This window comes from Hymenobacter gummosus (assembly GCF_003970915.1).
GTDB classification, from domain to species: domain Bacteria; phylum Bacteroidota; class Bacteroidia; order Cytophagales; family Hymenobacteraceae; genus Solirubrum; species Solirubrum gummosum.
Window position 1 is genome coordinate 62232 of the sequence record NZ_RXOF01000017.1, and the last position, 26909, is coordinate 89140.

The 26909-nt window shown below is 64.2% G+C and carries 28 protein-coding genes; 15 read left to right on the top strand and 13 right to left on the bottom strand.

Annotated features, from left to right (window positions below; translation table 11 throughout):
• Positions 1-61 precede the first annotated feature (61 nt).
• The gene (locus EJV47_RS23025; RefSeq protein ID WP_126695564.1) at positions 62-886 is read left to right on the top strand and encodes a 2,3,4,5-tetrahydropyridine-2,6-dicarboxylate N-succinyltransferase; all 825 of its coding nucleotides are present in this window, start codon (positions 62-64) and stop codon (positions 884-886) included.
• 275 nt (positions 887-1161) lie between these two features.
• Here the strand turns inward: EJV47_RS23025 and EJV47_RS28955 are convergent, their stop codons facing one another.
• A complete protein-coding gene (locus tag EJV47_RS28955; protein WP_279389072.1) occupies positions 1162-1296 on the bottom strand; it encodes a hypothetical protein in 135 nt (44 codons plus the stop codon).
• A gap of 368 nt (positions 1297-1664) precedes the next feature.
• On the opposite strand from EJV47_RS28955, the gene EJV47_RS23030 reads away from it, so the two are divergent.
• Genes EJV47_RS23030 through EJV47_RS23045 form a run of 4 tightly spaced genes read left to right on the top strand, consistent with a single transcriptional unit; the run spans position 1665 to position 8359 of the window.
• Positions 1665-3128: a DUF3375 family protein gene (locus EJV47_RS23030; protein ID WP_126695565.1), complete on the top strand. Its 1464-nt coding sequence runs from the start codon at positions 1665-1667 to the stop codon at positions 3126-3128.
• 6 nt (positions 3129-3134) lie between these two features.
• Positions 3135-3743 carry a DUF4194 domain-containing protein gene (locus EJV47_RS23035; RefSeq protein WP_126695566.1) on the top strand — a complete coding sequence of 203 codons (609 nt, stop codon included), beginning with the start codon at positions 3135-3137 and terminating at the stop codon, positions 3741-3743.
• 21 nt (positions 3744-3764) lie between these two features.
• Positions 3765-7202 carry an ATP-binding protein gene (locus EJV47_RS23040; protein WP_126695567.1) on the top strand — a complete coding sequence of 1146 codons (3438 nt, stop codon included), beginning with the start codon at positions 3765-3767 and terminating at the stop codon, positions 7200-7202.
• Entirely contained in the window at positions 7199-8359 is a 1161-nt protein-coding gene (locus tag EJV47_RS23045; RefSeq protein ID WP_165903897.1) for a Wadjet anti-phage system protein JetD domain-containing protein, read from the top strand. The genes EJV47_RS23040 and EJV47_RS23045 overlap by 4 nt, the downstream gene beginning before the upstream one ends.
• Positions 8360-8486: 127 nt before the next feature.
• Here EJV47_RS23045 and EJV47_RS23050 read toward each other — a convergent pair whose 3' ends face one another.
• From EJV47_RS23050 to EJV47_RS23065, 4 genes are all read right to left on the bottom strand, one after another.
• Positions 8487-9425 carry an isoaspartyl peptidase/L-asparaginase family protein gene (locus EJV47_RS23050; protein ID WP_126695569.1) on the bottom strand — a complete coding sequence of 313 codons (939 nt, stop codon included), beginning with the start codon at positions 9423-9425 and terminating at the stop codon, positions 8487-8489.
• Positions 9426-9588: 163 nt separating this feature from the next.
• Positions 9589-10128: a peptide-methionine (S)-S-oxide reductase MsrA gene (gene msrA, locus EJV47_RS23055; RefSeq protein ID WP_126695570.1), complete on the bottom strand. Its 540-nt coding sequence runs from the start codon at positions 10126-10128 to the stop codon at positions 9589-9591.
• Between the two features lie 153 nt (positions 10129-10281).
• The gene (locus tag EJV47_RS23060) at positions 10282-10662 is read right to left on the bottom strand and encodes a hypothetical protein (protein ID WP_126695571.1); all 381 of its coding nucleotides are present in this window, start codon (positions 10660-10662) and stop codon (positions 10282-10284) included.
• A 26-nt stretch (positions 10663-10688) separates the two neighbouring features.
• A complete protein-coding gene (locus EJV47_RS23065) occupies positions 10689-11579 on the bottom strand; it encodes a 3-hydroxyacyl-CoA dehydrogenase family protein (RefSeq protein ID WP_126695572.1) in 891 nt (296 codons plus the stop codon).
• 352 nt (positions 11580-11931) lie between these two features.
• Here EJV47_RS23065 and EJV47_RS23070 point away from each other — a divergent pair, with 352 nt between their 5' ends.
• Positions 11932-12093 carry a lmo0937 family membrane protein gene (locus EJV47_RS23070; protein ID WP_126695573.1) on the top strand — a complete coding sequence of 54 codons (162 nt, stop codon included), beginning with the start codon at positions 11932-11934 and terminating at the stop codon, positions 12091-12093.
• An 87-nt stretch (positions 12094-12180) separates the two neighbouring features.
• Here EJV47_RS23070 and EJV47_RS23075 read toward each other — a convergent pair whose 3' ends face one another.
• Positions 12181-13098, bottom strand: coding sequence for a hypothetical protein (locus EJV47_RS23075; RefSeq protein WP_207895973.1), 918 nt, complete (start codon positions 13096-13098; stop codon positions 12181-12183).
• A gap of 83 nt (positions 13099-13181) precedes the next feature.
• Complete coding sequence (locus EJV47_RS23085; RefSeq protein WP_126695575.1) at positions 13182-14807, bottom strand: ABC-F family ATP-binding cassette domain-containing protein; 1626 nt, start codon at positions 14805-14807, stop codon at positions 13182-13184.
• Between the two features lie 302 nt (positions 14808-15109).
• Between EJV47_RS23085 and EJV47_RS23090 the strand changes: the two genes are divergently transcribed.
• Positions 15110-15586: a DUF4199 domain-containing protein gene (locus EJV47_RS23090; RefSeq protein ID WP_126695576.1), complete on the top strand. Its 477-nt coding sequence runs from the start codon at positions 15110-15112 to the stop codon at positions 15584-15586.
• Positions 15587-15897: 311 nt separating this feature from the next.
• On the top strand, positions 15898-16242 hold the full coding sequence (locus EJV47_RS23095) for a hypothetical protein (RefSeq protein ID WP_126695577.1): 345 nt from the start codon (positions 15898-15900) through the stop codon (positions 16240-16242).
• 88 nt (positions 16243-16330) lie between these two features.
• Here EJV47_RS23095 and EJV47_RS23100 read toward each other — a convergent pair whose 3' ends face one another.
• Entirely contained in the window at positions 16331-16726 is a 396-nt protein-coding gene (locus tag EJV47_RS23100; RefSeq protein WP_126695578.1) for a hypothetical protein, read from the bottom strand.
• A 113-nt stretch (positions 16727-16839) separates the two neighbouring features.
• On the opposite strand from EJV47_RS23100, the gene EJV47_RS23105 reads away from it, so the two are divergent.
• A complete protein-coding gene (locus tag EJV47_RS23105) occupies positions 16840-17604 on the top strand; it encodes a murein L,D-transpeptidase catalytic domain family protein (RefSeq protein ID WP_126695579.1) in 765 nt (254 codons plus the stop codon).
• Between the two features lie 93 nt (positions 17605-17697).
• Here the strand turns inward: EJV47_RS23105 and EJV47_RS23110 are convergent, their stop codons facing one another.
• Positions 17698-17886 (bottom strand): hypothetical protein, encoded by a 189-nt coding sequence (locus EJV47_RS23110; RefSeq protein ID WP_126695580.1) that lies wholly within the window; start codon positions 17884-17886, stop codon positions 17698-17700.
• 200 nt (positions 17887-18086) lie between these two features.
• Here EJV47_RS23110 and EJV47_RS23115 point away from each other — a divergent pair, with 200 nt between their 5' ends.
• Together EJV47_RS23115 and EJV47_RS23120 are read left to right on the top strand one after the other, a co-directional pair.
• Complete coding sequence (locus EJV47_RS23115) at positions 18087-18902, top strand: M48 family metalloprotease (RefSeq protein WP_126695581.1); 816 nt, start codon at positions 18087-18089, stop codon at positions 18900-18902.
• A gap of 102 nt (positions 18903-19004) precedes the next feature.
• Positions 19005-19913 carry a diacylglycerol/lipid kinase family protein gene (locus EJV47_RS23120; protein ID WP_243651283.1) on the top strand — a complete coding sequence of 303 codons (909 nt, stop codon included), beginning with the start codon at positions 19005-19007 and terminating at the stop codon, positions 19911-19913.
• Here the strand turns inward: EJV47_RS23120 and EJV47_RS23125 are convergent.
• Together EJV47_RS23125 and EJV47_RS23130 are read right to left on the bottom strand one after the other, a co-directional pair.
• Positions 19870-21111 carry a metallophosphoesterase gene (locus EJV47_RS23125; RefSeq protein ID WP_126695582.1) on the bottom strand — a complete coding sequence of 414 codons (1242 nt, stop codon included), beginning with the start codon at positions 21109-21111 and terminating at the stop codon, positions 19870-19872. The genes EJV47_RS23120 and EJV47_RS23125 overlap by 44 nt on opposite strands.
• A 325-nt stretch (positions 21112-21436) precedes the next feature.
• The gene (locus EJV47_RS23130; protein ID WP_126695583.1) at positions 21437-22072 is read right to left on the bottom strand and encodes an LON peptidase substrate-binding domain-containing protein; all 636 of its coding nucleotides are present in this window, start codon (positions 22070-22072) and stop codon (positions 21437-21439) included.
• A gap of 209 nt (positions 22073-22281) precedes the next feature.
• Here EJV47_RS23130 and mtgA point away from each other — a divergent pair, with 209 nt between their 5' ends.
• The 3 genes from mtgA (at position 22282) to EJV47_RS28220 (ending at position 23912) form a co-directional block, all read left to right on the top strand.
• Positions 22282-23028, top strand: a complete 747-nt coding sequence (gene mtgA, locus EJV47_RS23135) for a monofunctional biosynthetic peptidoglycan transglycosylase (protein WP_126695584.1) — start codon at positions 22282-22284, stop codon at positions 23026-23028.
• A 4-nt stretch (positions 23029-23032) separates the two neighbouring features.
• Positions 23033-23509 carry a YybH family protein gene (locus tag EJV47_RS23140; RefSeq protein WP_126695585.1) on the top strand — a complete coding sequence of 159 codons (477 nt, stop codon included), beginning with the start codon at positions 23033-23035 and terminating at the stop codon, positions 23507-23509.
• 247 nt (positions 23510-23756) lie between these two features.
• Complete coding sequence (locus EJV47_RS28220; protein WP_165903899.1) at positions 23757-23912, top strand: hypothetical protein; 156 nt, start codon at positions 23757-23759, stop codon at positions 23910-23912.
• A gap of 179 nt (positions 23913-24091) precedes the next feature.
• Here EJV47_RS28220 and EJV47_RS23145 read toward each other — a convergent pair whose 3' ends face one another.
• Positions 24092-24571, bottom strand: a complete 480-nt coding sequence (locus EJV47_RS23145; protein WP_207895975.1) for an acyltransferase — start codon at positions 24569-24571, stop codon at positions 24092-24094.
• A gap of 422 nt (positions 24572-24993) precedes the next feature.
• On the bottom strand, positions 24994-26208 hold the full coding sequence (locus tag EJV47_RS23150) for an App1 family protein (RefSeq protein WP_126695587.1): 1215 nt from the start codon (positions 26206-26208) through the stop codon (positions 24994-24996).
• Positions 26209-26329: 121 nt separating this feature from the next.
• Between EJV47_RS23150 and EJV47_RS23155 the strand changes: the two genes are divergently transcribed.
• Positions 26330-26875, top strand: coding sequence for a hypothetical protein (locus EJV47_RS23155; RefSeq protein ID WP_126695588.1), 546 nt, complete (start codon positions 26330-26332; stop codon positions 26873-26875).
• Positions 26876-26909 lie beyond the last annotated feature (34 nt).

The following is a 26909-nucleotide window of genomic DNA, read 5'->3' on the forward strand; positions in this document are numbered from 1 at the left end:
ACTACTTTCGCGCCGCCGCCGGCAAACGGCGGCCGACCAACTGTTCCCGACATCTGACTTTATGACCGACATTCAGCCTCTCATCGAAGCCGCCTGGGCCGACCGCAGCAAGCTGCAGGACCCCGCCACCCAGGAAGCCATCCGCAACGTCATCGACCACCTCGACCGCGGCCTGCTGCGCGTGGCCGAGCCTTCCACCAGCGAAGACGGCACCTGGCAGGTCAACGACTGGGTGAAGAAAGCCGTCATCCTCTACTTCCCGCTGCAGCAGATGAAGACCGAGGAAGTGGGCATCTTCGAGTTCCACGACAAGATGCAGCTCAAAACCAACTACGCCCAGCAGCAGGTGCGCGTGGTGCCGCCCGCCGTGGCCCGCTATGGCGCGTACCTGGCGCCCGGCGTCATTATGATGCCCTCCTACGTAAACATCGGCGCCTACGTGGGCGAGGGCACGATGGTGGACACCTGGGCCACCGTGGGCTCCTGCGCGCAGGTGGGCAAGCACGTGCACCTCTCGGGCGGCGTGGGCCTGGGCGGGGTGCTGGAGCCGGTGCAGGCTTCGCCGGTTATCGTCGAAGACGGCGCCTTTATTGGCTCCCGCTGCATCCTGGTGGAAGGCTGTCACATCGGCAAGGAAGCCGTTATCGGGGCGGGCGTCACCATCACCGGCAGCACCCGCATCATCGACGTGAGCACGCCCGAGGGCAAGGAATACCGCGGCTACGTGCCGCCCCGCTCGGTGGTCATTCCCGGCTCGTTGCCCAAGCAGTTTCCGGCCGGCGAGTTCCACGTGCCCTGCGCCCTCATCATTGGCCAGCGCAAGCCCTCGACGGACCTCAAGACCAGCCTCAACGACGCCCTGCGCGAGCATAACGTGGCGGTGTAAATCACGGATTGCGGCGGATTTATCCGGATTTCGTGGACAATTTTGCACCTTGTAAACAAGCAGCCCCGCCAGTATGCTGGCGGGGCTGCTTGTTTGTAGAGCGGGCTTCAGCCCGCGTTTGCGTGCACGTCGTCCGGACGGCATCGTTCTGGCAGACGCGGGCGGAAGCCCACGCTACACCACGCCAGCGTGCCACCCGCAATCAGCCGATAATAAGCGTTCTGTTCTACCAGGGCGCCGCTGGCGTATCAGGCACTGGCCATCTGCTCACCCGGTCACCGCTCGCTCTTTACCTGGATGATGCCGGTGCGGCCGTCGGAGTGGATGAAATCGGGGTAATAGTTGCGCGTGGTGTGGCTGTCGGAGTCGATGTCGTGGAAGCGGAACTCCGACTGGCTTGCCGTGAACATGCCCGCGAAGTATACCCGCAGTATGTCGGACGGCGGCAATTCTCTGGCCTTGAGCCTATAGGGGTTTCGTGGATCATTTGGCCGGGTAGAAACGCGACCCATCGCGTCTCATAGTTGAACGGCCGACTCCGGGCCGTTTAAACAACGTCAGCAACAGAAGGGCAGCGCAGCTAACGGTAGAAACGCGCTGGGATACTGCTCTGTATGGGGGTAGTGGTTGCAAAACCGCGATAAAAGCACCAATCTTCTGCACCAGGCAAAGCAGCGGACTTGCGGTAGTGCAGCAGAATCCACATATTGTCCACGGCATCAACGGGTACTTGTGCCCACTACTTCTACGCCATAGCGAGTGTATAATCAGGTAGCAGATGAATCAGGTACTGGACTACGCGACGGCGCGGTATCTGCTCAGTGAGCAGCCGGCCCCGGCCATTTCGCTGCTGCGCTGGCAGAAGGACAACGCCGCCTTCACCATCAGCTTTCTATACGAAGTATTCCGGCAGCGCCACACGAGTCGGTTGCCGGCCGAGCGGCTGCGCCTGCGCCTGGAGCAGCACGTAGAAAACTACGAGCCGGAGCACCAGGAAACCCCGCGCCTACGCGCCCAGGAGTGGCTGCGGCGGTGGACCAGCGACGAAACCCCGCTGCTGGCGCATCGGCTGGACGAGCAGGGGCAGGGCTACTACGAGCTGACTACCCACTGTGAAACGCTGTTCCGCTGGCTGGCCGCGCTGGAAACCCGCACGTTCGTAGGTACGGAGTCGCGGTTTCGGAGCCTGTTTGCCGGGCTGCGCGAGCTGCTGGAGAAGAGTCACAACGACCCCCAGCAGCGCATTCGGGAGCTTGAAGCCCGGCAGCGCGAGTTGGTGGCGGAAATCCAGCAGATTCGGGCGACCAACCAGGTTACGCCGCTTTCCGACACCCAGATACGGGAACGGTATCAGGAGCTGAGCCAGATGGCCGAATTGCTGCTGGGCGACTTCAAGGCGGTGCGGCAGAATTTTCGGGAAATGTCGTTTCGGCTGATGCAGCAGCAGGCGGCTACCCAGCACCGCGGGCAACTGCTGGGCGGCGCGCTGCAGGAGCGGGAGCAGCTGGAGCAGTCGGACCAAGGGCAGAGCTTTCGGGCTTTCTGGCAGTTTCTGCACGAAGACGCGGCCCGCGACGAATGGAGCACGCTGGTACGGGAAACGCACGACATTCTGCTCCGCCGCGAACTGGGCCCCCCGTACCCGCTGCTGGCCCAGCTCAAAGAACACCTGCACGCCGAGGCCGACGTGGTCATTTCGGCCAAGCAGGTGCTGGCCGAAAAGCTGCACCGCGCCCTGGCCCAGGAAACCCAGGCCGACCGCCGTCTGACGGCCACGCTGCTGCGCGAGATTCAGGCCCTGGGCCGGCAGGCCGCGCCCGATCCACCCGAGCAGCGCGACTTTTTGGACCTCGAAACCGACGAAGCGGCCATCTACCTGCCCTTGTCGCGCCCGCCGCAGTTTGAGCCGCCCGCGGTGGTAGCCTGCGCCCTGCCCGAGCCGCCCACCGAAGCCGCCGCCCCCGACTTGCTGGCCGTGCTGGGGGCCGAGCCTGCCCCGGTGAATATGCGCCGCCTGGAGCGGCAGCTCGATTCCCTGCTGCGCACCCAGCCGACGGTGGCGCTGGCTTCCGTGGTGGCCCGGTTCGGATTGCCGCAGGGCCTGCCCGAGCTGGTGGCCTACCTGGCCGGCGAAACCGGCCACGTCGCGCACTTCCCCGACAACGACGACCAAACCGACCTGCTGCCCCTGCCGGATGCCCGCCGGGTACGGGTGCCGAAAGTTTACTTCACCGCTTCCTGAACTGTTATGCTGGCCGATTTTGCCCCGCTGGTATTGCGCCTGCTGCAAGGCGCCCTGTACGATACCGATAAAGTTCAATGGCGGCAGCTGGAGCAGCTGCAAGTGAGCATTAGCCAGTACCTGGCCAAAATCGGGCTGGAGCTGTGCCTGGACCCGGAGCAGGGCCTGGCCTACGTGCGCCAGCCCGCACCTAGCGACGAAGAAGCCCACGAAGACCAGACGGGCCTGCCGCGCCTGATGCGCCGCCACCAACTGTCCTATGAGCTGACCATGCTCTGCGTGGTGCTGCGCCACCACCTCGACAAGTTCGACCACGCCGCTACCGACGATTCGCGCCGTTGCTTTATCACCCGCGCCGAACTGGAGCAGGGCTTGGAGCAGTTCGTGCGCGCCGACGAAGGCAAATTCCGTAAGCAGCTCGATGCCGACGTGCAGAAGGCGGTCAACCTGGGTTTTCTGCGCCCAGTGCTGGCCGATAAAGCCGTCAACGAAGAGCCGCGCTACGAAATCCTGCGCCTCGTGACGGCCCTGATTACCAACGAAAAGCTGCGCGGAATCCGGGACCGGCTGCGGCAGCATCTGACGCCCACGCCCGAAGCGGCGACGGAGCTTTAACCGCTTGTTCAGTAATACGCTATGCAGGAATTTGACTTTGGCTACGCGGCCGCCCGGCCGGGCTTCCGGCTGCAGGTGCTGGAAGTATACAATTGGGGCACTTTCAACCGGCAGGTCTGGCAACTGCGGCCCGAGGGCGCCACTACCTTACTGACGGGTCCCAACGGCGCCGGCAAAACCACGGTGGTCGATGCCCTGGTGACGCTGCTCACGCCACCCACGCACCGGCACTACAACCAGTCGAGCGGGGCCGAAGCCAAGCGCGACCGGACGCAGAAATCCTACCTGGAAGGCGCTTACGGCACGGGACAGGATGCCGATACCGGCACCGTGACGCCGCAAGTGCTGCGCCCCGGCACAGGCTACTACAGCTGGCTGGCCGCTACTTTTCAGCACGAAGACCTGGGCCAGACCCTAACGCTGGCCCAGTACCGCCGCTACCGCAACGGGGAGCTGGTCACGCACTTTCTGATTCTGCCCCGCGCCGTGAGGTTGCGCGACGACCAAGCGCTGCAGCGTCTGCTGGCCGACGAGCCCGCCCGCTGGCGCGAGTACCTGCGCAGTGGCGGCGAGTTTAAGGAGTATTCATCTTTCGAGCAGTGCGCCGCCGAGTGGCAGCATCGCCTGGGCGTGCGCTCCGATAAGGCGCTGACGTTGTTCAGCAAGACCGTCGGCCTGAAGATGTTGGGCAGTCTCGACGAATTCGTGCGGCGCGAAATGCTCAGCGACGCGGGCGGGCAGGCCGCGTTTCAGGAGCTGTACGAGGCCTACCGCAACCTGCTGAACGTGTTCCATCTGCTGCAGAAAGCCCAGCACCAGCTGCGGCTGCTGCAGCCCGTAATGGACATCGGCGCGGATTACCGCCGCCTGGAAGCGGCCCAGGCGCAGATAAAGACCGCCTTGGATGCGCTACCGGAAGTGTTCGGGCAGCGAAAGAAAGCCGTGCTGCAGCGCGTGCTGCTGCTGCGCCAGCAAGACAAAGCCGCGCTGGCCGCCCGGCAGCAGGAGCTGAAAGCTGCCCTGGACGAGCTGAAACCATTCATCCTGGACCTGGAGCTGACCACGCGCAACTCCGAAGCCGGCCGCCGCCTGCAGCAGCTCGCCGACCAGCTAGCCCAAACGGCCGAGCGGCTACGAGACAAGCGCCAAAACTATCAGGATTACAGTCGACTGGCGCAGAACGCGGGCTTGGCAGCCCCGGTCAGCGCCGCCGAGTTTCGGGCAACCCGGCAAGCGGCCGAAACGGCCCAGTTAGCTGCCCGCTCCGACGAGGAGCACCAGGATGCCCTGGTGGCCGCGCAAACCCAGGCCGAGCAGCAGGCGCGGGAGCAGCGGCAGCACATTGAGCAGGATTTGGCCGCCTTGCGGGCCCAGCGCACCCTGATTCCGCGCGAAATGACCGAGTTGCGGCAGCACCTGTGCGAAGCCCTCGACCTGAGCCCGGCGCAGGTACCGTTCATTGGGGAGTTGCTGCGGGTGAAGCCGGCCGAGGCCCGGTGGCGGCCGGCCATCGAAAAGCTGCTGCACGGCCCCGGCCTGCAGCTGCTGGTACTCAGCGCCCAGGCCGCCGATGTGAACCGCTACGTGCGCGAAACCAACCTGCGCGGGCGGCTGGTGTACCACCGCGTGGAGGCGGGCCGCCCGCAGCTCAACGGCCAGCTCGGGGCCGATGCGCTGTGCCACAAGTTGGAAATAGCCGACAAGCCGCCCTTCAACGCCTGGCTGGACAGCCACCTGTACCAGCACTACAACTACTGCTGCACAGATGACCCGGCCCGGCTCAACGGCCGCGACGAACCTCTGCTGCTCACCAGCGAAGGACTGATCCGGACCCGCAACCGCCACGAGAAAGACGACCGGCCCGGCAAAATCGGGGCGCGGCACTACGTGCTAGGCTGGGACAACGGAGAGAAGTTAGCGGCCCTGGAAACGGAGCTGCACGGTAGCCAGCAACGGGAAAAAGCCGCCGCCGAAGCTGCGCAGCGGCACAAGGATAAGCGTGAACAGCTGCGTGACCGACAGATGCTGCTGCGTGAACTGCTTGCTGTCAAGTCGTTCGACGCGCTGGACTGGTTTACGGAGGAAGCGCGGCAGCAGGCGCTGCTCCAGGAGCAAGCCATTCTGCAGCAGCAGCGTGACCAGGATGAAGTGCTGCGGCAGGCGCAGGCGCAGTTGCAGGCGGCTCGGGCGCAGGAAACAGCCCTCGAAGGCGAGAAAGACCAGCTCACCAAGCGGCAAGGCGCCCTGGAACAGGAGGTGGACAAACTATCCGGGAGCCTGCGCCGCGAAACCCAGGCCTGGCCACTCGAACCCACTCCCGTGCCGCCCGGACTGTGGGCCGCCGAGCCGCCCGCGCCAGCTTACCCCGAGGAAGCCGATCAGCAACAGGCCGCCGCTGAACGAGCCCTGCGGACGCAGCAAACCGAAAACGATACGAAGCTGAAAGTTGCCACGAGCCGCCTGACGCGGCAGATGGCGCTGTTTCGTAACCCCGAACCCTTGCCCGAAGCCTACGCGGCCCAGTGGAAAGCCGAGTGCAGCGCCTTGCTGGCCGCCCCCGAAAGCCTGGCCGACTACGAAGCGCGCTACCAGCAGCTGCGCGAGGAGAACCTGCCGCAGTATCAGCAGCAGTTTCAGTACTATCTCACCAGCGACGTGCTGCAGTTCGTGTTCAAGTTCCAGCGCACCCTGGACCAGCAGTATAAGGACGTCAAGCACAGCATTCAGGAGCTGAACGAAGCGCTGATGAGCATCGACTACAGCCGTACGCCCCGCACCTACATCCGCCTCAAGGCTACCGAAGTGCGCGACGGGGCTGCGCAGGGCGTGGCAGCCTGGCGGGCCCGGCTGAAACAGGCGCTGCCCAATCAGGAACTGCTGGCCGCCAACGACTCGCAGCAGGCCGAAGCCGCCTTTGGCCGCCTGCGTGACCTACTGGACGAGCTGAACCGCGACGAAGCCACCCGGCGCAAGGTGCTGGACGTGCGCAACTGGCTGCAATTCGGCGCCGAGGAAGTAGCCCGCGACACGGAGCAGGTAGTAAACGTGTACTCCAACTCGGGTGGCCGCTCGGGCGGCGAAAAGGCCAAGCTGGCCTATACCGTGCTGGCCGCCGCCATTGCCTACCAGTACAACGCCATGCGCCCCGGCCGCCACCAGCCGTCGTTCCGCTTCGTGGTCATCGATGAAACCTTCAGCAAGAGCGACGCCACCAATTCCACCTACGCGCTGAAGCTGTTCGCCAAGCTCGGGCTGCAGCTCATGATTGTCACGCCCTCCGACAACATTCCGCTGGCGGCCCCCTTCATTGAGCAGCTGCACCTGGTGCGCCGCCTGCCTACGTTCGAGTCGGAGGTATGGAACCTGAGCCTGGACCAGTACCAGCAGCAGCGTGGCGCGGCAGCAGAGGCGGAGGCCGGCGTGCCGGCTCCGGCAGAAGCCCAGCCGACCACCGTATGATTACGCCCGCCGAAATAACCGCCAAAGCCCAGCGGCAGTACGCCAGACTGCTGCGGGCCTGGCTCACGGGCACGCTGGCCGAGCAGTTTCCACTGGTTATTCCCGGCAACAAAGGCAGCCTGAGCACCGAGCCAACGCTCCGCATCCAGCAGCTGGCGGCCTTGCGGGCCGGTTCGCGGGAGGGGCGCGGCTTCGGCTACACCGTGGAGTGGCAAACCGTTCGTTCCCGCTACGGGGAGCAAGGCATGCCTGTTCGCATTCAGGTTGGTAGCCAGGAAGATTACCTCCGTTTGTGTGGTTTGGCGGCCGATTTTAGCACCTTTCGGCGGGCGGCCACGCTTATTCGGCAGCAGCAGCCCGGTTTAGAGGGTTGGCTGCACGAGCAAGTTCTGCAGGTAACCAAATACGCCGACTGTTGGCCGGAACTGCTGCGGGTCTGCGCGTTTTTCCAGCAGCACCCTCTGCCCGAGGTGTACGCCCGGCAGGTGAGCGGCGTGCCCAGCAAGTTCGTAGAGACAAACATGGGTATCCTCGGCAGCATGCTCAGCTACTTGCTGCCCGCCGAGCATCAGCGCCCGGGCTCCGACTTTGCCACCCGCTTCGGCCTGCGTACCGATGCGCCCACCGTGCGTTTCCGTCTCTTGGATGCGGGGCTGGCTGCCCACTATGGCGGCTTGCGCGACCTAGCCATTCCGCGCCCTGATTTTGAACAGCTACGGCTGCCAGCCGGGCAGGATGTGCAAGTGCTGATAGTCGAGAACAGGCTGACCTTCCTGACTCTACTGCCGCTGGCCCGAACCATTGCCATCTGGGGCAGCGGCTACGACGTGGAACGACTGCGGCACTGCGCCTGGCTGGCCGACGTGCCCATCTGGTACTGGGGCGACATTGACCTGCACGGCTTCCACATCCTGGCCCAATTGCGCACCTATTTCCCACAGGTGCGCTCCGTACTGATGGACGAAGGAACGTATCGGCAGCATCGGCAATATGCCCACGCGGGCTCTATTCCCACGCAGCAAAGCCCGGCTGGCTTGACTGCCGCCGAGCAGCGCATTTTTCAACTGTTGGCAGCAACGCCCGAACGCAACCGACTGGAGCAGGAGCATATCACCGCAGAGTACGCGGACGGCGTATTAACGGCAAAACTGAGTTGAGTAGCGCAGAGCCCGAGTTTAGTCGGCGCGGTGGCGTATTGGGCTCCACGGCCCAATTGCTGAGCGCTGCGTTTAAGGCCGCCGCATTTTGCGCTTGCCAACCCACGCGCGCCGCCACTTGGGTTGGCTACTGGTGGAAATGCCGCTCCACTTCCTCCTTCCAGACGGCCACAAACGGCTCCTCCTCGCCGACCTGGTAGGCGCAGCGCATCACGTTGGTATTCGACTCGATGGCCACGTTGCCGGCCGGGTCGAGGGCAATGATGCCCCGGTCGCCGGCTAGCTTATCGGCGTACATGCCCACGGCTTCCTGGGCGGCTTTGGTAATGGACATCTTCTTGTACTTGCGCAGGGCGTACACTTCGTGGGCCACGCCGGCCAGCATGATGATTTCCCCGTCGCCGGTGGTCGAGACGGCGCAGACCTCGTTGTTGGCGTAGCCCCCGCCGCCGAAGATGCAACTGTCGCCCACCCGGCCGCGCAGCTTGCCCTCGATGCCGCCGGTGGAGGTGGCCATGGCCAGGTTGCCGTGCTGATCCAGCGCTACGGCCCCCACGGTGTCATGCTTGTTGGCGTACTCGGTGCTGGTTCCTTGAATGATTTCCAGCCACTGCTGCTGCTGCTCGGCGGTTTTGAAGTAGGTCGGGTCGTGCAGGGGCAGGCCCTGCGAGAGGGCAAATTCCTGGGCGCCTTCGGCCGTGAGGAAAGAGTGCTTGCACTTTTCCATCACCAGCCGGGCCACGCTCACCGGGTTTTTCACCAGCTTCAGCCCGCTCACCGCTCCGCCGCGCAGCGTGGCCCCGTCCATGATGGACGCTTCCGTTTCCACTTCCCCGTTGATGTTGAACATGCCCCCGCGGCCGGCGTTGAACAGCTCGTTATCCTCCATGCTCTTGACGGCCGCCTCCACCGCGTCGAGGGCCGCGCCGCCGCGCTGCAGGATTTCGGCCCCGGCCAGCAGGGCCTGCCGCAGCCCCGCTTTCAGCTTTTCTTCCTTGTCCGGCGGAATCGTGGCCGGATCGGTGTTGACGGCCCCGCCGTGAATGATGATGACGCATTTGCCCATACTCGGTGCTAACTGGAAAAAGTGACGGTGTGGGAGCAAGGCGGCGTGCTGCTGTTACGGCCCGGGCCCGACCAGGTTAGCGTCGGGATTAGGCCCCGAGGCCGTCTTCGGGCACAAAAAAAGCCCGGCTCCAGCCGGGCTTTTATGAGTGTCAGCGGGTTGGCTACTGGGCCGAGGCTTTGAGCTTCTCCCCGAACAGGGCCTTTACCTTCTCCACTTTGGGGCGGGCCACAAACTGGCAGTAGGGCTGGGAGCTGTTCTGGTTGTAGTAGTTCTGGTGGTAGTCCTCGGCCTGGTAGAAGGGGCCGGCGGGCAGCACTTCCGTCACGATGGGCTGGTCGAACGCCTGGGCCTCGTTGAGCTTCTGCTTGTAGGCTTCGGCCAGACGCTTCTGCTCCTCGTTGTGGTAGTAGATGCCCGAGCGGTACTGCGTGCCCACGTCGTTGCCCTGGCGGTTCAGGGTGGTCGGGTCGTGGGTTTTCCAGAAGATTTCCAGCAGCTCCTCGAAGCTGATGATTTGCGGGTCGAAGGTTATCTGGATGACCTCGTTGTGGCCGGTCAGGCCCGAGCAGACTTCTTTGTAGGTGGGGTTGGCAATGCGGCCGCCCGTGTAGCCCGATACGACTTTCTCGACGCCTTTCAGGTTCTGAAAAACGGCCTCGACGCACCAGAAGCAGCCGGCCCCGAAGGTTGCTAATTCCATGTCAGCAGGGGGGATAAGGTGTGGAAGTATGGTTAAGCGTAATTCCGCCCGGAAGGTTGCGGCTCGGCGGCAAAGTGCTCATATAAGTCTAACTAAAAAGCCTCCTGAGGTGCTATGAACCTCAGGAGGCTGATGTACTACGCTCCCAGGTAACTAGCTAATGCGTTTCAAATACAGAACTCCAGCAATATCGGTTGGATTTGGAGCCAGATGCGCGTTGTTTTTCACGGTGACTGAATCTTCAGAATATCTTGTTGCCTTGAAGCAGCCGACAAATCGAAACTGCATATTTCCCTGTCTTAAGAAAACAGGAATAGTATTGCCAACATCTGTCAGCAAACGAGCATTACGTTGTCTTTGTGTGCCTCTTCCTACTAGCACAACCGTCGGTGCCTGAGGGTTCAAATCTGGGTCGAACCGGCCGCAGGTAACCCTGCCGCCTGAAGTTGGCAAAAAGGGAACAGGATTTCCTCCAAACAGATCAGCTATTTCTTGGGCCGACAGAATTGTTCCAGGGGAGAGATTGGTACACATTTTAGAAACGACTGTGGTAGGGCGACTTATTTGCGGAACCGCTCGGCCAGCACCAGCTCCTTGGTGCCGTGCGTCCAGCTGTAAAAGCCTTCGCCCGACTTCACACCCAGGCGGCCGGCCGTTACCATGTTCACCAGCAGCGGGCAGGGGGCGTACTTGGGGTTGCCCAGCCCGTCGTGCAGCACGCGCAGGATGGCCAGGCACACGTCCAGGCCGATAAAGTCGGCCAGCTGCAGCGGGCCCATGGGGTGGGCCATGCCCAGCTTCATCACCGTGTCGATTTCCTCCACGCCGGCCACGCCCTCGTGCAGGGTGATGATGGCCTCGTTGATCATCGGCATCAGGATGCGGTTGGCCACGAAGCCGGGGTAGTCGTTGACCTCCGTGGGCGTCTTCTGCAGCTGCCGCGACAGGTCCATAATCTGCTCGGTCACCGCGTCGGAAGTGGCGTAGCCGCGGATAACTTCCACCAGCTTCATCACCGGCACCGGGTTCATGAAGTGCATGCCGATAACCTTGTCGGGGCGGCCCGTGACGGCGGCAATGCGCGTGATGCTGATGGAGCTGGTGTTGGTGGCCAGGATGCACCCGGGCTTGGTCAGCTCGTCGAGCTGGCGGAAGAGGTCCAGCTTTACGTTCACGTTTTCGGTGGCGGCTTCCACCACCAGGTCGGCGTCGCGCACGCCGTCGGCCAGGGAGGTGCTGCGCTGCAGGCGGCCCAGGGTAGCGGCTTTGTCGTCCTCGGAGAGGCCGCCTTTGGCCACCTGCCGGTCCAGGTTTTTGCCGATGGTGGTCCAGGCCTTGTCGAGGGCGGTCTGGTTGAGGTCGATGAGGGTAACGGGGAAACCGTGCTGGGCAAACACGTGGGCAATGCCATTGCCCATGGTGCCCGAGCCAATAACGGCGACGTTCAGCATGCGTGCGGGGAGGGGTGGGAGAGTGAGCAACAAAAGCCGCCCGGGTGCGCCGGGCGGCGGCAAAGCTACGCAAAGCCCGGCGCCTCCCAAGCAGCCCACCTGGGGCGTCTGGCCGCCGAGGCGGGCTACAACAGCCGAAACGCGAAAGTGTTTTGCCGCAGAGTATCAACTGGCTAGCATAGCCGCGCAACTATATGCCGGAATATTTTTTAGCCCCTTTGATATCCTTTTGTACAACCCCGCGTACAACCCCGCAGAACGTCCCGCCGACGGGCTTCCAAACAGGATGCAACCTAGGCAACCGGCGTTTCCGACCCAAAACACCTCTCTCACCCAAACGGACTTTTCACTCATGGGCAACCTGCTGTATCTCATTGCCGTCATTCTCATCATCATCTGGGCGCTGGGCCTCTTCGGCTTTGGCAGCTTCGGCATGGGCAACCTCATCCACATCCTGCTGGTTATTGCCATCATCGCCGTGGTGCTGCGCCTGATACGCGGCAGCGCGGTCTGAGGCCGCGGCCACTAATTGCGTCTGAAAAACACGAAACGGGCGCCTCTCGCTGTGAGAGGCGCCCGTTTCGTGTTCCGGCGGGGCGGGTTACTTGCCGCCCAGGTTGTACACCAAGCTCAGGCGCTGCACCAGCACGTTGTAGTAGTTGGAGCCGGAGTTGCTGTTGTACAGCAGGGCCCCATCCACGGCAAACCGGTCGCCGAGGCGCTGGCGGTAGCCCACGCCCAGCAGCAGGGCCGTGGTGGTGCGCTGGTACCGGAAGGCTTCGTACTGCTGGCGCGGCACCACTTCGTTCACGAAATAGTCCTGCGAGCGGGTCGATTCGTACTCGGCGTGCAAAAACACCGTCTTGAACACCGTGAACTGCGCCAGGCCGCGTACGCCCAGGTCGCGCATCTTATAGCTGTTGGGCAGGCCCAGCGCCGCCGCATCCGGCCCGAAGTTGGCGCTGCGGTACACCAGCACGGGCCCGGCCGCTACCGACAGCCGGTCAGTAATGCGGTAGCCCAGCGCCGGGGCCACGCCGGCCGAAAAGTCCGTGCCGTTGAAGTAGTTGTTGCTCAAGCCCAGGCGCAATGCGGTGCCGTAGAGGAAGAGCTTGCCCGGCTTGTATTCCGACTGCAGCGTGGCCCCGGGCACCGTTCCGTTCTGCGGCAGCGTCTGCGCCGGGCGGCCGTCGTCGTCGATGCTGCCGCCGGGGCGGGCGGGCGTAGTGGGCTGCACCGGGCGGCTGCCGGGCAGGGGCTGGGCCACGCGCCCGTCGTCATCGATGCCGCCGGAGGGGCGCACCGGCGGCTGGGGCTGCGCGGGCTGCTGGGGTTGCGGCTGGGCGGGCTGCACGGGGCGGCTGGGCTGCGGGGCCGGCGTGGGCGGGGCCATCGGCGGGCCGGTGGGCAGCTGGGGCTTCACGTAGGTGGTATCCGGGCGTTGTTGGGCCTGAGCGGCCGTGGTGCCGGCAACAAGTCCGGCGGCGCTGAGCGCGGCCACCAGCAGAATGCGCTTCATAGGAGCAGGGCGAAGAGTCGTATGCATGTAAGTAACGAAAAGGCCGCGGATGGTTGTATCCGCGGCCTCCCGATGTTCAGCTGCTAGGCGCCGACCGTCTGGTACATGCGCTGGCGCTGGGCCTTGATAGTCTCGTCGGCAAGGTATTCCTCATACGACATCCGCTTGTCAATAATTCCCTCCGGCGTGAGTTCGATGATGCGGTTGGCAATGGTGTCGATGAACTGCAAGTCGTGCGAGGCGAAGAGCATGGAGCCCGGGAAGTCGCGCAGCGAGTTGTTTAGGGCCGTAATGCTTTCCAGGTCCAGGTGGTTCGTGGGGTCGTCGAGCACCAGCACGTTGCCGGCTTCCATCATCATCTTGGAGAGCATGCAGCGCACTTTCTCACCCCCGCTCAGCACGTTCGACTTCTTCTGCGACTCCTCGCCCGAAAACAGCATCCGGCCCAGAAAGCCGCGGATAAACGACTCGTCTTTCTCCGTGCTGTACTGGCGCAGCCAGTCCACCAGATTCAGGTCGGTGTTGAAGAACTCGGTGTTTTCCTTCGGGAAGTAGGAGGGCGTAATGGTGGTGCCCCACTTGAAGTTGCCCTTATCGGCCTTGCGCTGCTCAAACAGGATGTCGAACAGCAGGGAGGCGGCGCGGTCGTCGCGGCTCACAATGGCCACTTTGTCCTTCTTGTCGAGGGCGAAGGTCACGTCGCGGAAAATCGTCTCCCCGTCGATGGTGGCCGACAGGTTCTCCACCGACAGCAGCTGGTTGCCGGCCTCGCGCTCCGATTTGAAGGCGATGTAGGGGTACTTGCGCGAGGAGGGCTTGATTTCCTCCAGCGTCAGCTTCTGCAGCAGCTTTTGGCGCGAAGTAGCCTGCTTGGACTTCGAGGCGTTGGCCGAGAAGCGGCGCACAAACTCCTCCAGCTCCTTGCGCTTGTCCTCGGTCTTCTTGTTCACCTCCTGGCGCTGGCGCAAAGCCAGCTGCGACGACTCGTACCAGAACGAGTAGTTGCCGGGGTACATGGTGATTTTGGAGAAGTCCAGGTCGGCCATGTAGTTACACACCGCGTCGAGGAAGTGACGGTCGTGGCTCACTACGATAACCGTGTTCTGGAAGCCGTCGAGGAAGTTTTCCAGCCACAGCACGGTTTCGGCGTCGAGGCCGTTGGTCGGTTCGTCGAGCAGCAGCACGTCGGGGTTGCCGAACAGGGCCTGGGCCAGCAGCACGCGCACCTTATCGGAGGTGCCCAGGTCGCCCATCAGGGTATAGTGCTTGTCCTCGCCGATGCCGAGGCCCGAGAGCAGCTCGGCCGCTTCGTAGTCGGCATTCCAGCCTTCGAGGTCGGCAAACTCGCCTTCCAGGGCGGCGGCCCGCTCGCCGTCGGCGTCGGAGAAGTCCGGCTTGGCGTAGATGGCGTCCTTTTCCTCCATCACCTTCCACAGGCGCTGGTGGCCCATAATCACCGTCTGCAGCACCGGATACTGGTCGTAGGCAAACTGGTCCTGCTTCAGCACCGAGAGGCGGGCGCCCTTGGGCATGTCCACCGAGCCGGTGTTGGCCTCGATTTCGCCCGAAAGAATCTTCAGGAACGTGGACTTACCGGCGCCGTTGGCCCCGATGAGGCCGTACACGTTGCCGGGCATGAATTTGATGGTGACGTCTTCAAACAACACGCGCTTGCCGTAGCGCAGGCTGACGTTGGTAGTGCTGATCATGCAGAGGAATTAAGCGGAAAGGCGGTGCCGCGGGGCCGAAAAACCGCGCAAAGGTATGGAAAAATGCCCGTCGCCCCGCAGCCGCAACCCAACTACAACACGGCGACGGCGGGAAAAAATCCCGCGGCTCCGCGCTTCATTGTCAAGCCCTTGGCGGGCAAAAGCCGCGGAAAAATTGCCAAACCCGGCAACCGCCGCTTCCCAAAGCCAGTATTAGAGCACAAGAAACGGTTCAGCCAGCCAACGCGCTGCCGCTCAGCCGCCCGTACTCTCTCCAACACTTCCCAAAACTCCTCTGCCTTATGGCACATCATCAGCACATTTCCCCCGAACGCAACGGCCTGCGCTACGGGCTGTTTACCGCCATCGGCATGGCCGCCTACTTTCTGATTGCCAATCTGCTCGGGCTGGCGGCCAACGTAATGTATAGCTACGGCAACGTTATCATCCTCGCCATCGGAGCCTGCGCCGCCATTGCGCACTTCAAGCGCACCCGCCACGACCGGATGGCCTACCTGCAGGGCTTCGGCACCGGCATCATCACGGCGGCGGTGGCCAGCCTGATTTTCGCGGTGTTTTTCGTTATCTACAGCGTCATCAACCCCAACCTGATGGAAAAGCTGCGCGCCGCTGACCTGTTCGGCTTCGACCTGTCGGTGACCATTGCTTTCCTGGCTATTCTGCTGCAGGGGGTGATGTCGGGCGTGATTATCTCGCTCATTGCCATGCAGTACTTCAAAAGCCCCGACCACAACCCGCTGCAACAGCACGTTGAATAGCCTGCAGCTTAGCAGCTGCGGCTAGCAAAAGCGGCCCCACAGCATTGTGGGGCCGCTTTTTTTTGTTGCTTGAAAACAGTGCGACTCAAAGTGGGACAATAATCCCAAAAAGGGAACAAATGCTAACGTTATAAATGTTTTAAGATAGAGTTGATTTTAAACTTTAATAATATATATTTGGACTAATCATAGCACTGGCGCCAACATCTGCTATGTTAGACCAAATACCAACCACCTAGCTTTTTTCCACCATGAAGGGTTTTGCTCTTACTCTGCTCCTGAGCGGCTTGGTTTCTGTTGCCTCCGCTCAAATGAAGGACCGCATTGCCGCCGCCCCCGTGCGCGTCAGCAACGGCGGCACCCCCGTCAGCGCCGACGAACTGACGCGCCAGATGGCCAACCGCCTCCACCTCAACGAGGCCCAGTACATCCGGCTCAAGGCTGCCAACCAAATCAAGCTGGCCCGGACGGACGAAATCCAGTGGCAGTACAAACAGGACCCCAGCACGCTGCAGGCCAAGCTGCAGGAGCTGGATGCCCAGTACGAAGCGGAGTGCCGCCGCATTCTGACGCCCAGCCAGATCAGCCTCATGCACGCCGAACAGTCCCAGCCGGTGCTGCCCAAAACCGAGCCGGCCGGCAACGGCCTCGGCTAACGCACTGCTCTAATCTGCCTTCCTCCAACGCCAAAGCGGGCGGCTCCCATCCGGGGCCGCCCGCTTTTGTTTGCTTGTAGCTTTGGAGTCAGTACGAAGTCGGGCCGCCGGTGTAGAGCACCTCCGTGACGGTGCCCAGGGAGCCAAAGCGCACCGTGAGGCAGCGGGCCGGGGCCGCTGAGGCCGCCGCACCCTGGCACTGCGGGCCGGGCGTCACGTAGTAGTAATAAACCCGCTGCGTGAGCTCCTGCAGCTCCTCCTGGTCGGGCCGGCCCAGCAGATCAGTAATGGCGCTGACGTGCTCGTTGTAGAGCTGCTCGCGGCTGCTGTCGAGGGCGGGGAGCTGGGCCTGCCGGGCGCCCGAGCAGCCGCGGGCGTCGCGCTGCCAGGCCGAGGCGTCGAAGCCGGGCAAGGAGGTGAGGGAGTGGCCGCAGCCGCCGAGCAGCAGCGCGCCCAGAAAAAAGAAAGCCGAGCGTTGTAACATGGAGGGAACCAGCAGGGGCAGGCCGCGGTTGGAAGCGCTGCGGTAGGACAAAACTACTATTTTTGTCTTTGCCCGGAATCGAGTCCGCCCGAATACGCTTGTCTCCACCCCGTATGAAGCTAACCCGTTACTGCCTGACCGCGCTGCTGGCCGCCACCCTCGGCCTGCAGCCGCTGCTGGCCAAGGCGCCGAGCCAGGTGCCCACCGTGACCCAGCCGGCCGCGGTTGCCGCCTTCGAGCAGTACCTGCTGCGCACCTACGCCGGCGCCCGCCTGGCCTCCACGGGCCTGAGCCTGCCGGTGCTGCGCAACGCCCTCATCGGCTACTACAACCTGCGCAGCCGCGGCCTGGCCCGCCGCCCGGTGCTGACGGTTATCGACTTTAGCCGCTCCAGCCGGCAGAACCGCCTGTGGGTTATCGACCTGAGCCGCACGCGCCTGCTGTACCACACGCTGGTGGCCCACGGCAAAAACACCGGCGAGGAGTTTGCCCGCACCTTTTCCAACCGGCCGGGCTCCGAAATGAGCAGCCTGGGCTTTTACCTCACCGGCGACACGTACCAGGGCAAACACGGCCTCTCGCTGAAGCTGCAGGGCCTGGATGCGCGCTACAACTCCCACGCCGCCGAGCGGGCCGTGGTGGTGCACGGCGCCGACTACGTGGGCCAGGACTTTATCCGGCAGACTGGCCGCCTGGGCCGCAGCCAGGGCTGCCCGGCGCTGCCCCCGGCCGAGTCGGCGGGCATTATCAAGACCATCAAGGAGGGCTCGGTGCTGTACGTGCAGGGGCCGCAGAGCGTGGCTTATTCCTCCGACTGGCTGAACCTCGACGGGGCCCTGCCGGCGTTTATGCGCTCGGCCGGCAGCACGGGGCAGTAGTACAGAGCCAACTCAAAAGCCAACCGGGCCAGCTTCCGCAGATGGGAGGCTGGCCCGGTTGACGTTTGGGGCAGTTCGGGAAGCCGGGGCGCGTCAGGCCCGGTCGCCGGTGGCGCGCACCAGGCTGATGCCGGCGAAGAAGAACACCAGGCCTACGCCCAGCGGCACGGCGGAGTTGATTTTGCTCAGGTTGGCCATGCCGATCAGGCCCAGGGCGCCGTAGATGATGCCCGCAATGCCGAGCAGCGTCAGCAGGGAGCCAAAAGTGCGTTTCTGATTCATGGTTTGGGAAGGAGAGGAGTGGGGACAAGCCCGGCGGACCGGGCGGTTTGTGCCTGATACGCAGCGGTGCGGGTTTTGGCTGAACCCGGTGCGGCGGGGCGGCGCAATATTGGCTACAACCCTGCCGCGCAAGCCGCGTTAGACTGCTTACCCCCGAGTTTCGGCGGATATTCCATCCACTCTCAACACACCTACTTGCCATGCGCGGCAACCTACGCTACATCATCGCCCTATTGGTCGCAGGGTTTTCGCTCATCAACTTTTACTTCTGCAACCGCCAGAAGAACCCCGTCACCGGGGAAGTGCAGCACGTGAGCATGACGCCCGAGCAGGAAATTGCCCTGGGCCTGCAGGCCGCGCCCCAGATGGCCCAGCAGTACGGCGGCCTGTACCCCGACGAGCGGGCCCAGCAGGCCGTGGATGCGGTGGGGCAGCGCCTAGTGCAGGCCTCCGGCGCTGGAAACTCGCCCTACAAGTTCGATTTTCACCTGCTGGCCGACGAGCAGACCATCAACGCCTTTGCCCTGCCGGGCGGGCAGGTGTTTCTGACGGCCGGGCTGATGAGCAAGCTCAAAACCGAAGGCCAGCTGGCCGGGGTGCTGGGCCACGAAATCGGCCACGTCATCGGGCGGCACTCGGCCGAGCAGCTGGCCAAGCAGCAGCTCACGCAGGGCTTGGCCGGCGCCGGCGCCATTGCCGCCTACGACCCCGACCGGCCCGGCAGCTCGGTGGCCAACGCCGCCATTGCCGCCGCCATTGCCAAGGTGGTGAACCTGCGCTTCGGCCGCGAGGACGAGCTGGACTCGGACCGGCAGGCCGTGAAGTACACCGCCGAAGCCGGCTACGACCCGCGCGCCATGATCCAGGTCATGCAGATTCTGGAGCAGTCGGGCGGGCGCAGCGGCACGCCGGAGTTTCTGAGCACCCACCCCAACCCGGGCAACCGCATCGGGGTGCTGGAAAAGGCCATCGGCGAGGAGTTTCCGAACGGGCTGCCGGGCAACCTCAAGCCCTAAGCGGCTCAACCATTGAGGCGTACACGACGGCCGGGGCAGTTGCTCCGGCCGTTTTTTTGTTTGCCGCGTTTTAAGTACTTCGAAGCCGCATTCCCGCTTTCCATGACCTCAGACCTGCCCATTCTGCGCCAGTTGCTGTTCGTGATGAACCCCATTTCGGGCGACATCGACAAGGCCAGCGTGCAAGACCTCATCAAGCACACCTGCCAGGCGCGCGGCCGCACCGCCCGCTTCTACGAAACCACGGGCGAAGACGACCTGCGCCGGCTCAAGCGCCACCTGCAGGAGCACCCCTACGACGCCGTGTTTGCCGCCGGCGGCGACGGTACCGTGAACCTGGTGGCCCAGGCCCTGTGCAAGGCGGAGCTGCCGATGGGCATTATTCCGCTGGGCTCGGGCAACGGGCTGTCGAAGGATTTGGGCATTCCGCAGGACGTGGAAGCGGCGCTGGACCTGATCTGGCAGCACCAGGTGCAGCAGGTCGACACGCTGGAGGTGGGCGGGCACTTCGCTGCCCACCTGGCCGATCTGGGCTTCAACGCCCTCATTGTGGAGCGGTTTGCCGAGGGCGGCACCCGCGGGCCGGGCGCCTACGTGCGGCTGGCCCTGCAGGAGTACATGCGCTACGAGCCGGCCCGCTACCGCGCGGAGACGGACGAGGAAACCTGGGAGGGCGAGGCGTTTATGCTCACCATTGCCAACGCCCGCACCTTCGGCAGCAACGTGGTCATCAACCCCGCCAGCCGCATGGACGACGGCCGCTTCGAGGTCTGCGTTATCGAGCCGTTTCCGGCCACGGCCGCGCCCGGCATCCTCTACCAGCTCTACACCGAGGGCTTCGACGAATCGACCTACACCCGGCGGCTGCAGTGCCGGCGCGTGAGCATCACGGTGCCGGGCGAGGCGGAAGTGCGCGTGCAGGTCGATGGGGAGCCGCTGCGTCTGTCTACGCCGGTGGAAGTGAGCATCAACGCCCGGAGCCTGCGGGTGCTGGTGCCGCCGGCCTCGTAGCCGCCACCGGCACCAGGGGCCAGCGGAAGGCCGGGGGGGCTGGCGTGCCCTGAGCATCGGCCGGCTCCCAGGCGCTAAGCCAGAGCTGCCCGTCGGCGTAGTAGTCGAGGCTGAAGAAGCCCTTGTGCTCGTGGGTGAACGTGGCCTTGCCGCCGGGCTGCACAAAGGCCGTCTTGCTGCCCGCGCCGCTGACAATGTAGTGCACCCCGCGGCGCAGGAAGTACTGCAGGTTGTGGTCGTGGCCGGCGGCGTATACGGCCCCGGGAAACTGCCGCAGCACCTGCAGCAGGCGGCGGCGCATGCGGCGGTAGCGCGGGTGGGCCATGTCCTCGGCCGCGCCCAGCACCCGGCGGTAGGCCGGAAACAGGGAGCCCACCAGCGGCAGCGGCACGTAGGCGCGCTTGTGGGCGGCCGTGAGCGGAAATACGTGCTGCTTCACCGTGAACTTGCCCCCGTGCATGGCCCGGGAGTAGAGCGGGTGGTGGCCCACGACTACTATCTGCTGGCCGCGGTACTGTTCCAGCAGCGTCTGCAGCTGCTCGAAGGGCTGCTTGGCGTCGGTGGCGGAGCAGCCGTGGGCGCGGCCCAGGGGGCGGGGGCCGCGCTGCACCCACCACTGCGTGTTCAGCACCAGCAGCACCAGGCCCTCGGCCAGGGGCAGGGCCACGGGGCCGGGGCAGCCGTTTTCGGGCAAGAACAGCGCGGCGGGCAGGTGGTGGCGCACGTAGGCTTCCTGGGCCTGCAGGTAGGCGTAGCCGTCGGGGCGGCCCTTGTTCCAGTCGTGGTTGCCGCCGAGGAAAATGGCCTGGGCCGGAAACTCGCGCAGCAGGTTGAGCTGGGCGTCCATGCGGGCCTCGGCGGCGGCGCGCAGCGGGTGGCCCAGGGGCGGAATGCCCACCGGGTACACGTTGTCGCCGAGCATGGCCACGGTGCCATGGGAGCCGGTTTCTTCCAGCCAGCGGCGCAGCAGGTTCAGCACCGGGTCGCGGCCGTCGGTGGCCACGGCGCCCAGGTCGCCCAGCAGGCAGATGCGGTGCAGGGGCACTTCGGCGGGCGGGGATAGCGTGGTCCAGTGCCGGGCGCTGGGGGCCACGTAGGGCCGCCGCCGCAGCCGCCGCTCCTGTACGAAGCGGTACAGCAGCCACAGCAGCAGGCCCAGCAGTACGGCCGGCAGCAGGTAGGAGAGTAGCTCAGTCACCTTCGGCTGTACGGCCGAACCGGGGCCAGGGCTACACGGCGGCTGATACGGCCGGCTTTTTCGACTGCCGCCCGCAAACCAACCGTTGACGGCCGGTCGACGTCCTGCGCTGGCATAAACTCAGGGCCGGGAGCATTTTTATATGCCAATACCCGGCATATAAAAAACTTCAGCACGAAACATATATGCCAGCTGCTGGCATAAATAGTCAGCCGCCACGAAAATTATATGCCGCATCGGCGCAGCACGTTGCTGGCGCTCGGAGCAGCGCGGCACTGGGCCCGGCGGGCAAGCTGGTAGAGGCAACGCCGCTGAACGAGTCAGCTCAGAAGTTCGGCGGGGTGAGGTGCTTGAAATGCCCGTTCTGGCGCACCCGCTCCTTGAGCCGCTCGGTTTCGAGTACCACCGGCAGAATGTGCTCCAGGTGCACCAGGATGAAGCGTTGCCGCTCCGGCTCGGTAGCCAGGCTCAGCAGAGCGTACTCCTGCTCGGTGGAAAGGCCCAGGTGGTGGGCAATGTCGAAGGTGGCGTAGTCCGGGGCCAGCTCGATAAACAGCTTCTGCAGGCCCAGGGCGCCGTACAGGTGCTCAATCTGCGCGCTGATGCGCTGGCGCAGCGCTGCATCGGCCGGCTCCGCATCGGCCGGAAAATCCTCCACCTGGGCGGCGGCGTAGAGCTTGCCCGGGGCCTCGCGCAGCAGCTCCGCGATGCGAAAGCGCCCCACGGCCTGGGTGCGAATGTCGGACTCGCCGCTGGGGTAGGCGCGCTCTACCTTCACCAGGCGCATCTCCGTGCCGATGGGCTGCACCTGGTCGTCGAGGTAGGGCGGGATGCCGAAGGTGATGCCCTCGGTCAGGCAGTCCTCCACCAGCTGCCGGTAGCGCGGCTCGAAAATGTGCAGGTTCAGCTTCTCGCCCGGGAAGACGACGAGGTTGAGGGGAAACAAGGGTAGCAGGCGCATGGACAGGGGCAGCAACGGACGAAACGACGCGGGGCGGCCGGCAGGGCCGCTCCGCCCCCGAAAAATAGCAGCCGAATCCTCGCCCGGGCAAGTCGGGCGGCGGCAATGCGGCGCAGTACCCGCGTTCGGGAAATTGGGCCGCTTTCCGCGGGCTTGCTAATTTCGCCGCGGGCCGGCCGCGCAGCCGGGTGTTTTCCCCATCGTAGTACATGGCAGAGTTTGCGGACCAGCTGCGGCTGGCGCGGCGCGTGGCGCTGCAAGTGTTGGCCTCGTTGTTTCTGGTGACGGTGGCCTGGGTGCTGGTGTACCGCTGGGTGGCCCCGCCGGCCACTTGGCTGATGCTGGAGCGCCGCAGCCACCGCCCCGTCGCCGACTACGGCGGCCTGCTGCCCGAAGACGCCTCGCGCCGCATTCACTACCGCTTCGTGACGCTGGAGGAGGTGTCGCCGCAGCTGCCGCTGGCCCTGGTGGCGGCCGAGGACCAGCGCTTCCTCATGCACCACGGCTTCGACACGGAGGCCATCATCAAGGCCGCCAAGCACAACTTTGGGGAGAAAAACGGGGGCATCCGCGGGGGCAGCACCATCTCGCAGCAGGTGGCCAAGAACGTGTTCTTGTGGCAGGGGCGCAGCTACGTGCGCAAGGCCGCCGAGGCCTACTTCACCGTGCTCATCGAACTGCTGTGGAGCAAGCAGCGCATCCTGGAAGTGTACCTGAACGTGGCCGAAATGGGCGACTGTGTGTTTGGGGCCGAAGCCGCCGCCCGCCAGCACTTCGGCAAATCGGCCAAGCAGCTCACGCCCAGCCAGGCCGCGCTGCTGGCCGCCGTGCTGCCCAATCCGCTCAAGTTTCAGGCCGGGCACCCGGGGCCCCAGGCCCGCACCAAGCAGCAGCGCGTGCTGCGCAACATGCGCCGGCTTGGCGGCACCAAATTTATTGGCGCCATTCTCGAATAAGCCCATGCCACGCCTGATTGCCCCCGGCCTGCTGCTGGCCGCCGCCCTCGGCGCCTGCTCGCCCGAGCCCAAAACTGCTCCCAGCGCCGCGCCCGCGGCGGCCCGCTTTACCAGTGCCGACGAGCAGCAGATTCAACGGGTGCTGGCCACCCAGGCTGCCGCCTGGAACCGCGGCGACATCCCGGCCTACATGCAGGGCTACTGGCAGAGCGACTCGCTGCTATTCATCGGCAAAAACGGCCCGCAGCAGGGCTGGCAGCGCACCCTCGACAACTACCGCCGCAGCTACCCCGATGCCGCCGCCATGGGCCAGCTCGACTTTGCCCGGCTGCGCATTACGCCCATCGGGGCGGAGGCGGCGCACGTGGTGGGCCGCTGGCACCTGGCCCGCCCTCAGAAAGGGGATTTGCAGGGGTGGTTTACCCTGCTTTTCCGCAAAATCGACGGCCGCTGGCTTATCGTAGCGGACCATTCCAGCTAAGCTGGCCGGACAAGACCGCCTGGGGGTCGTAAGTGGCGGCTGTCGGGGGCAGGACCGCTCCATCGGGATTTGGTGGCTCTGCCATTGTTTTGCGCATTTTATACTAATTATTGTTCTATTATTGTGGTAATAAATAGAAATAAAACAACCTATATTTGGGCTTTGCCTGCTAGCTATTCCTTTCCAAATGTATCGACGACTACTTGCGTTGCTGGCGCGTCTGTTCCCGCCAACCATCGAGCCTCATTTGCCTTATCCGCTACTCGACTGGGACGAGCTGGAAGACGACGAGGCTGAGGCCACGGCTGCACTGCCGGCGCCAACCGCCGCTACCAGCGCCACGGCCCAACAGGCCAACACAGCACCAGCAGGACCGCCCGCGCCACCACCCACCCGAAACTGAGCCGCAATCCGCAACGCTGCTCCTATTTGGCAAGGGCCTGCGAAGGCTGCCGTCGGCCGCCAGCAGCCGGTAGGCAATGCGCCGCCCGAGCAAGGCCACGCCGATTTTGACGTGCCGCAATGCCCATCGTGATACTGCGTACAGCCTTCATGTAAGGAGCGGCGCCCGAGGCGCCGCCGCTACCAGCGCACGTTACGGCGCACCACGCGGGCGGGGTTGCCGGCCAGCAGGGCGTTTTCTTCTGTAAACACCCCCTTGACCACGCTGTTGGACGCCACCACGCAGCCGTTGGGAATGACGGTGCCCTTGTAGACGCTGACGCGGGAGCCAATCCAGACATGGTCGCCGATGACAATGTCGTTGCCGAGGCTGGGGCGCTTGCCTTCGTAGTGGATTTCGTGAAAATCCTCGTCGAGAAACTGGCACTCCCAGGAAATGGAACAGTCGCGGCCGATGCGTAGGCCGTGGTGAATGATGACCTGGGTGCGCGGGTTGATGTAGGTATTGTCGCCGACTTCCATCACGGCGTTGGGCCCAACGTCAATCATGCAGCCGCGGCCGAGGGCCAGGCCGCCCAGCAGCCGCAGCTTGCCCCGCACGTGCAGGCGGGTCGGCCCCGTGCCGTCGACCGGGCCGCAGCTCAGCAGCAGGTTCAGCATGCCGTGCGGAGTGGAAATGTTGCGCAGCCCGCGAATCTTGGTCGATAAGGGTGCCAGGATGTTGAACCCCTGTAGTTTGCGCCAGGCATAAGCCCCGAGCGTCGGTAAAAAGGCTACGTCGGATTGCTGGCACGTTTGGTAAAAACCGAACAAGGAGCGCACCAAAGGGACTGATTTTACAGGCATGGCAATGGCAGATGGTTCGGTAGGTAACTGCCCATTTGCGGCCGCTGTTGTGAGGCCTTGCTCGAAATACGTACCTATGGCGGGATTATAAGTGGTTGACGTGTGCTGCTACGGGTTTAACGCAAAAGGCCCGGCCTGCTGATGCAGTCGGGACTTTGCGGGAGGCTGTAAAGTGCCTTTTATCAATATGTTAAGTGCGAAGCAAGGCCCTCATTGTAGAGGCCTCTTGCTGCCCGCTAGCTGGATGCCTGAGCACCCGCAGCAGGAGCGGGGGGCGGCCCCTCGCCCCGTTGCTGCGCGGCCGCCTCATCGGGGTCTTCGGGGGTGTCGTCGTCCTTCCGCTTATCGGCTTCCACGGCGGGCACGGCTTCCACGTATACCAGGCCCGCGGCGGCGGCGTGCTCGGCGGCGTGCACCGTGTCCTGCACCAGCAGCATTTCCACGTTTTCGCCGCGCAGCTCCTCCGACACGCGCTGTACCATCACCTGGCGCTCGGGCAGGTTCACGTCGCGGATGTAGATGGCCAGCACGCGGCCGGGGTGGCGGCGCACCACCTCGCGGTAGATGTTGGCGTCTTCCTGGCCGGAGTCGCCAATGAGCACGAAGGGCAGCTCGGGGTAGGTGAGCAGCAGGTTGTCGATTTCCTTGAGCTTGTGGCCGTGGTGGGCCGAGGCATCGGCCGCCGACTTGCGCTTGGCACTCATGTCGCGCAGCAGCAGGGGCCCGCGCGGAATCTGGTTTAGCTCCAGGAAGTCTTCGAGCAGGTCGTAGAGGTTCCAGGGCGAAGACGACACGTAGAAGAAGGGGTTGTTGCGCTTGCCGTTGCGGCCCAGCTGCAGCTGCCGGTAAAACTCCGAAACGCCCTTGAAGGGCAGGCGCGAACGGGCGTTGCGCAGCAGCACCGTGCGGGCCATGCGCCACATGTCGGTGGCGGAAGTCTGAATGACCGTGTCGTCGAGGTCGGAAATGATGCCGTACTCCGCGTCGGGGGGCGGCACCAGCACCGGCGCGTGGCTGATGCGCTGCTCGGGCAGCGGAATGTTGCCAGGCAGCCGCAGCAGCTCAATTTCTACCGGGTGCCAGAGAAAGTCCACCGGCGGATTTAGCCGCTGCGGCTCCATGTTGAGGGTGAAGTAGCCCTCCTCGTTGGTGCTGACGAAGTGCTCGGTGCCGTCGCCGGGGCGAATGACGAGCTGCGCGCCGGGTATTTCCTGGGTATCGAAGCGGCGGTACATGTCCATCAGGTTGTCCCAGCGCGAATCGGTGGGGCCGGCTTCGCCGATGTTCTTGTCGGTAAACACCCGGCCGGTGACGTAGAGGCGGTTGGCAGTGCCGTAGCTGAGGTAGGGCACCACCTGCACCGCGTCGAGCAAACCCAGTTTGGTGCGGGCGCGGCGGAGCAGGGCGTCGCCTTTCTCAAGTAGTTTGGCGAAGCGTTCGGGGAGAATCATAGGCAGAATGGGGTATGAGGCCAAGCTACGCAACCGTACGCGCCAACCCAACCGTAAGGTTGTGCCCGGCCGGTCCGTTGCGCCGAGGCAGCGCGGCTTTCGAAGCCGTAATTTGCCCGAAATGAAACAGACGTGTTACCGCTTGCTGAGCGGCTTGCTGCTAAGCGGCTGCGCCGCTGCGCCCGGCCAAGTGGCGCCCCAAGCCGCGCCAGCCGTGGAGCTGCAGCTGCAGGCCGAAGCCGAGGAGGCTTACAACATCGTGTGGCTGCGCGCCACGCTGCGCAACGTCGGCTCCCGAGCGGTGCGCATTATCGAGCAGCGAGACTCGGTGGATCTGGCCTGTACCACGGGCAGGGGCGTCGGGGTGCTGGGTTTTTCGCCCCAGGGTGATTCCCTTACCTTCTGCCAACAGTGCGAAATCCACGCTGTCAGGACACCCCGGTACGTAACGCTAAAGCCGGGCGAAACCCGGGTAACGCACCTGAAAGTGAACTTCAACTACGTGTTTCCGGTCCGCAGCCTGCCGCCCGACAAGGACTGCACCGCGTTGATTAACCGCACCCCTGGCTTGTACCGGTTTCAGATTCACCATTGGGGAGTGCTGGACCGGCAAGGGGGACCAAAGCCGCTGCTGGGCAACACCGTCACCGTCCGCCGCAAACAATAAGGCCAGCCGCCCGGGGGCAGCTGGCCTTGCCAGA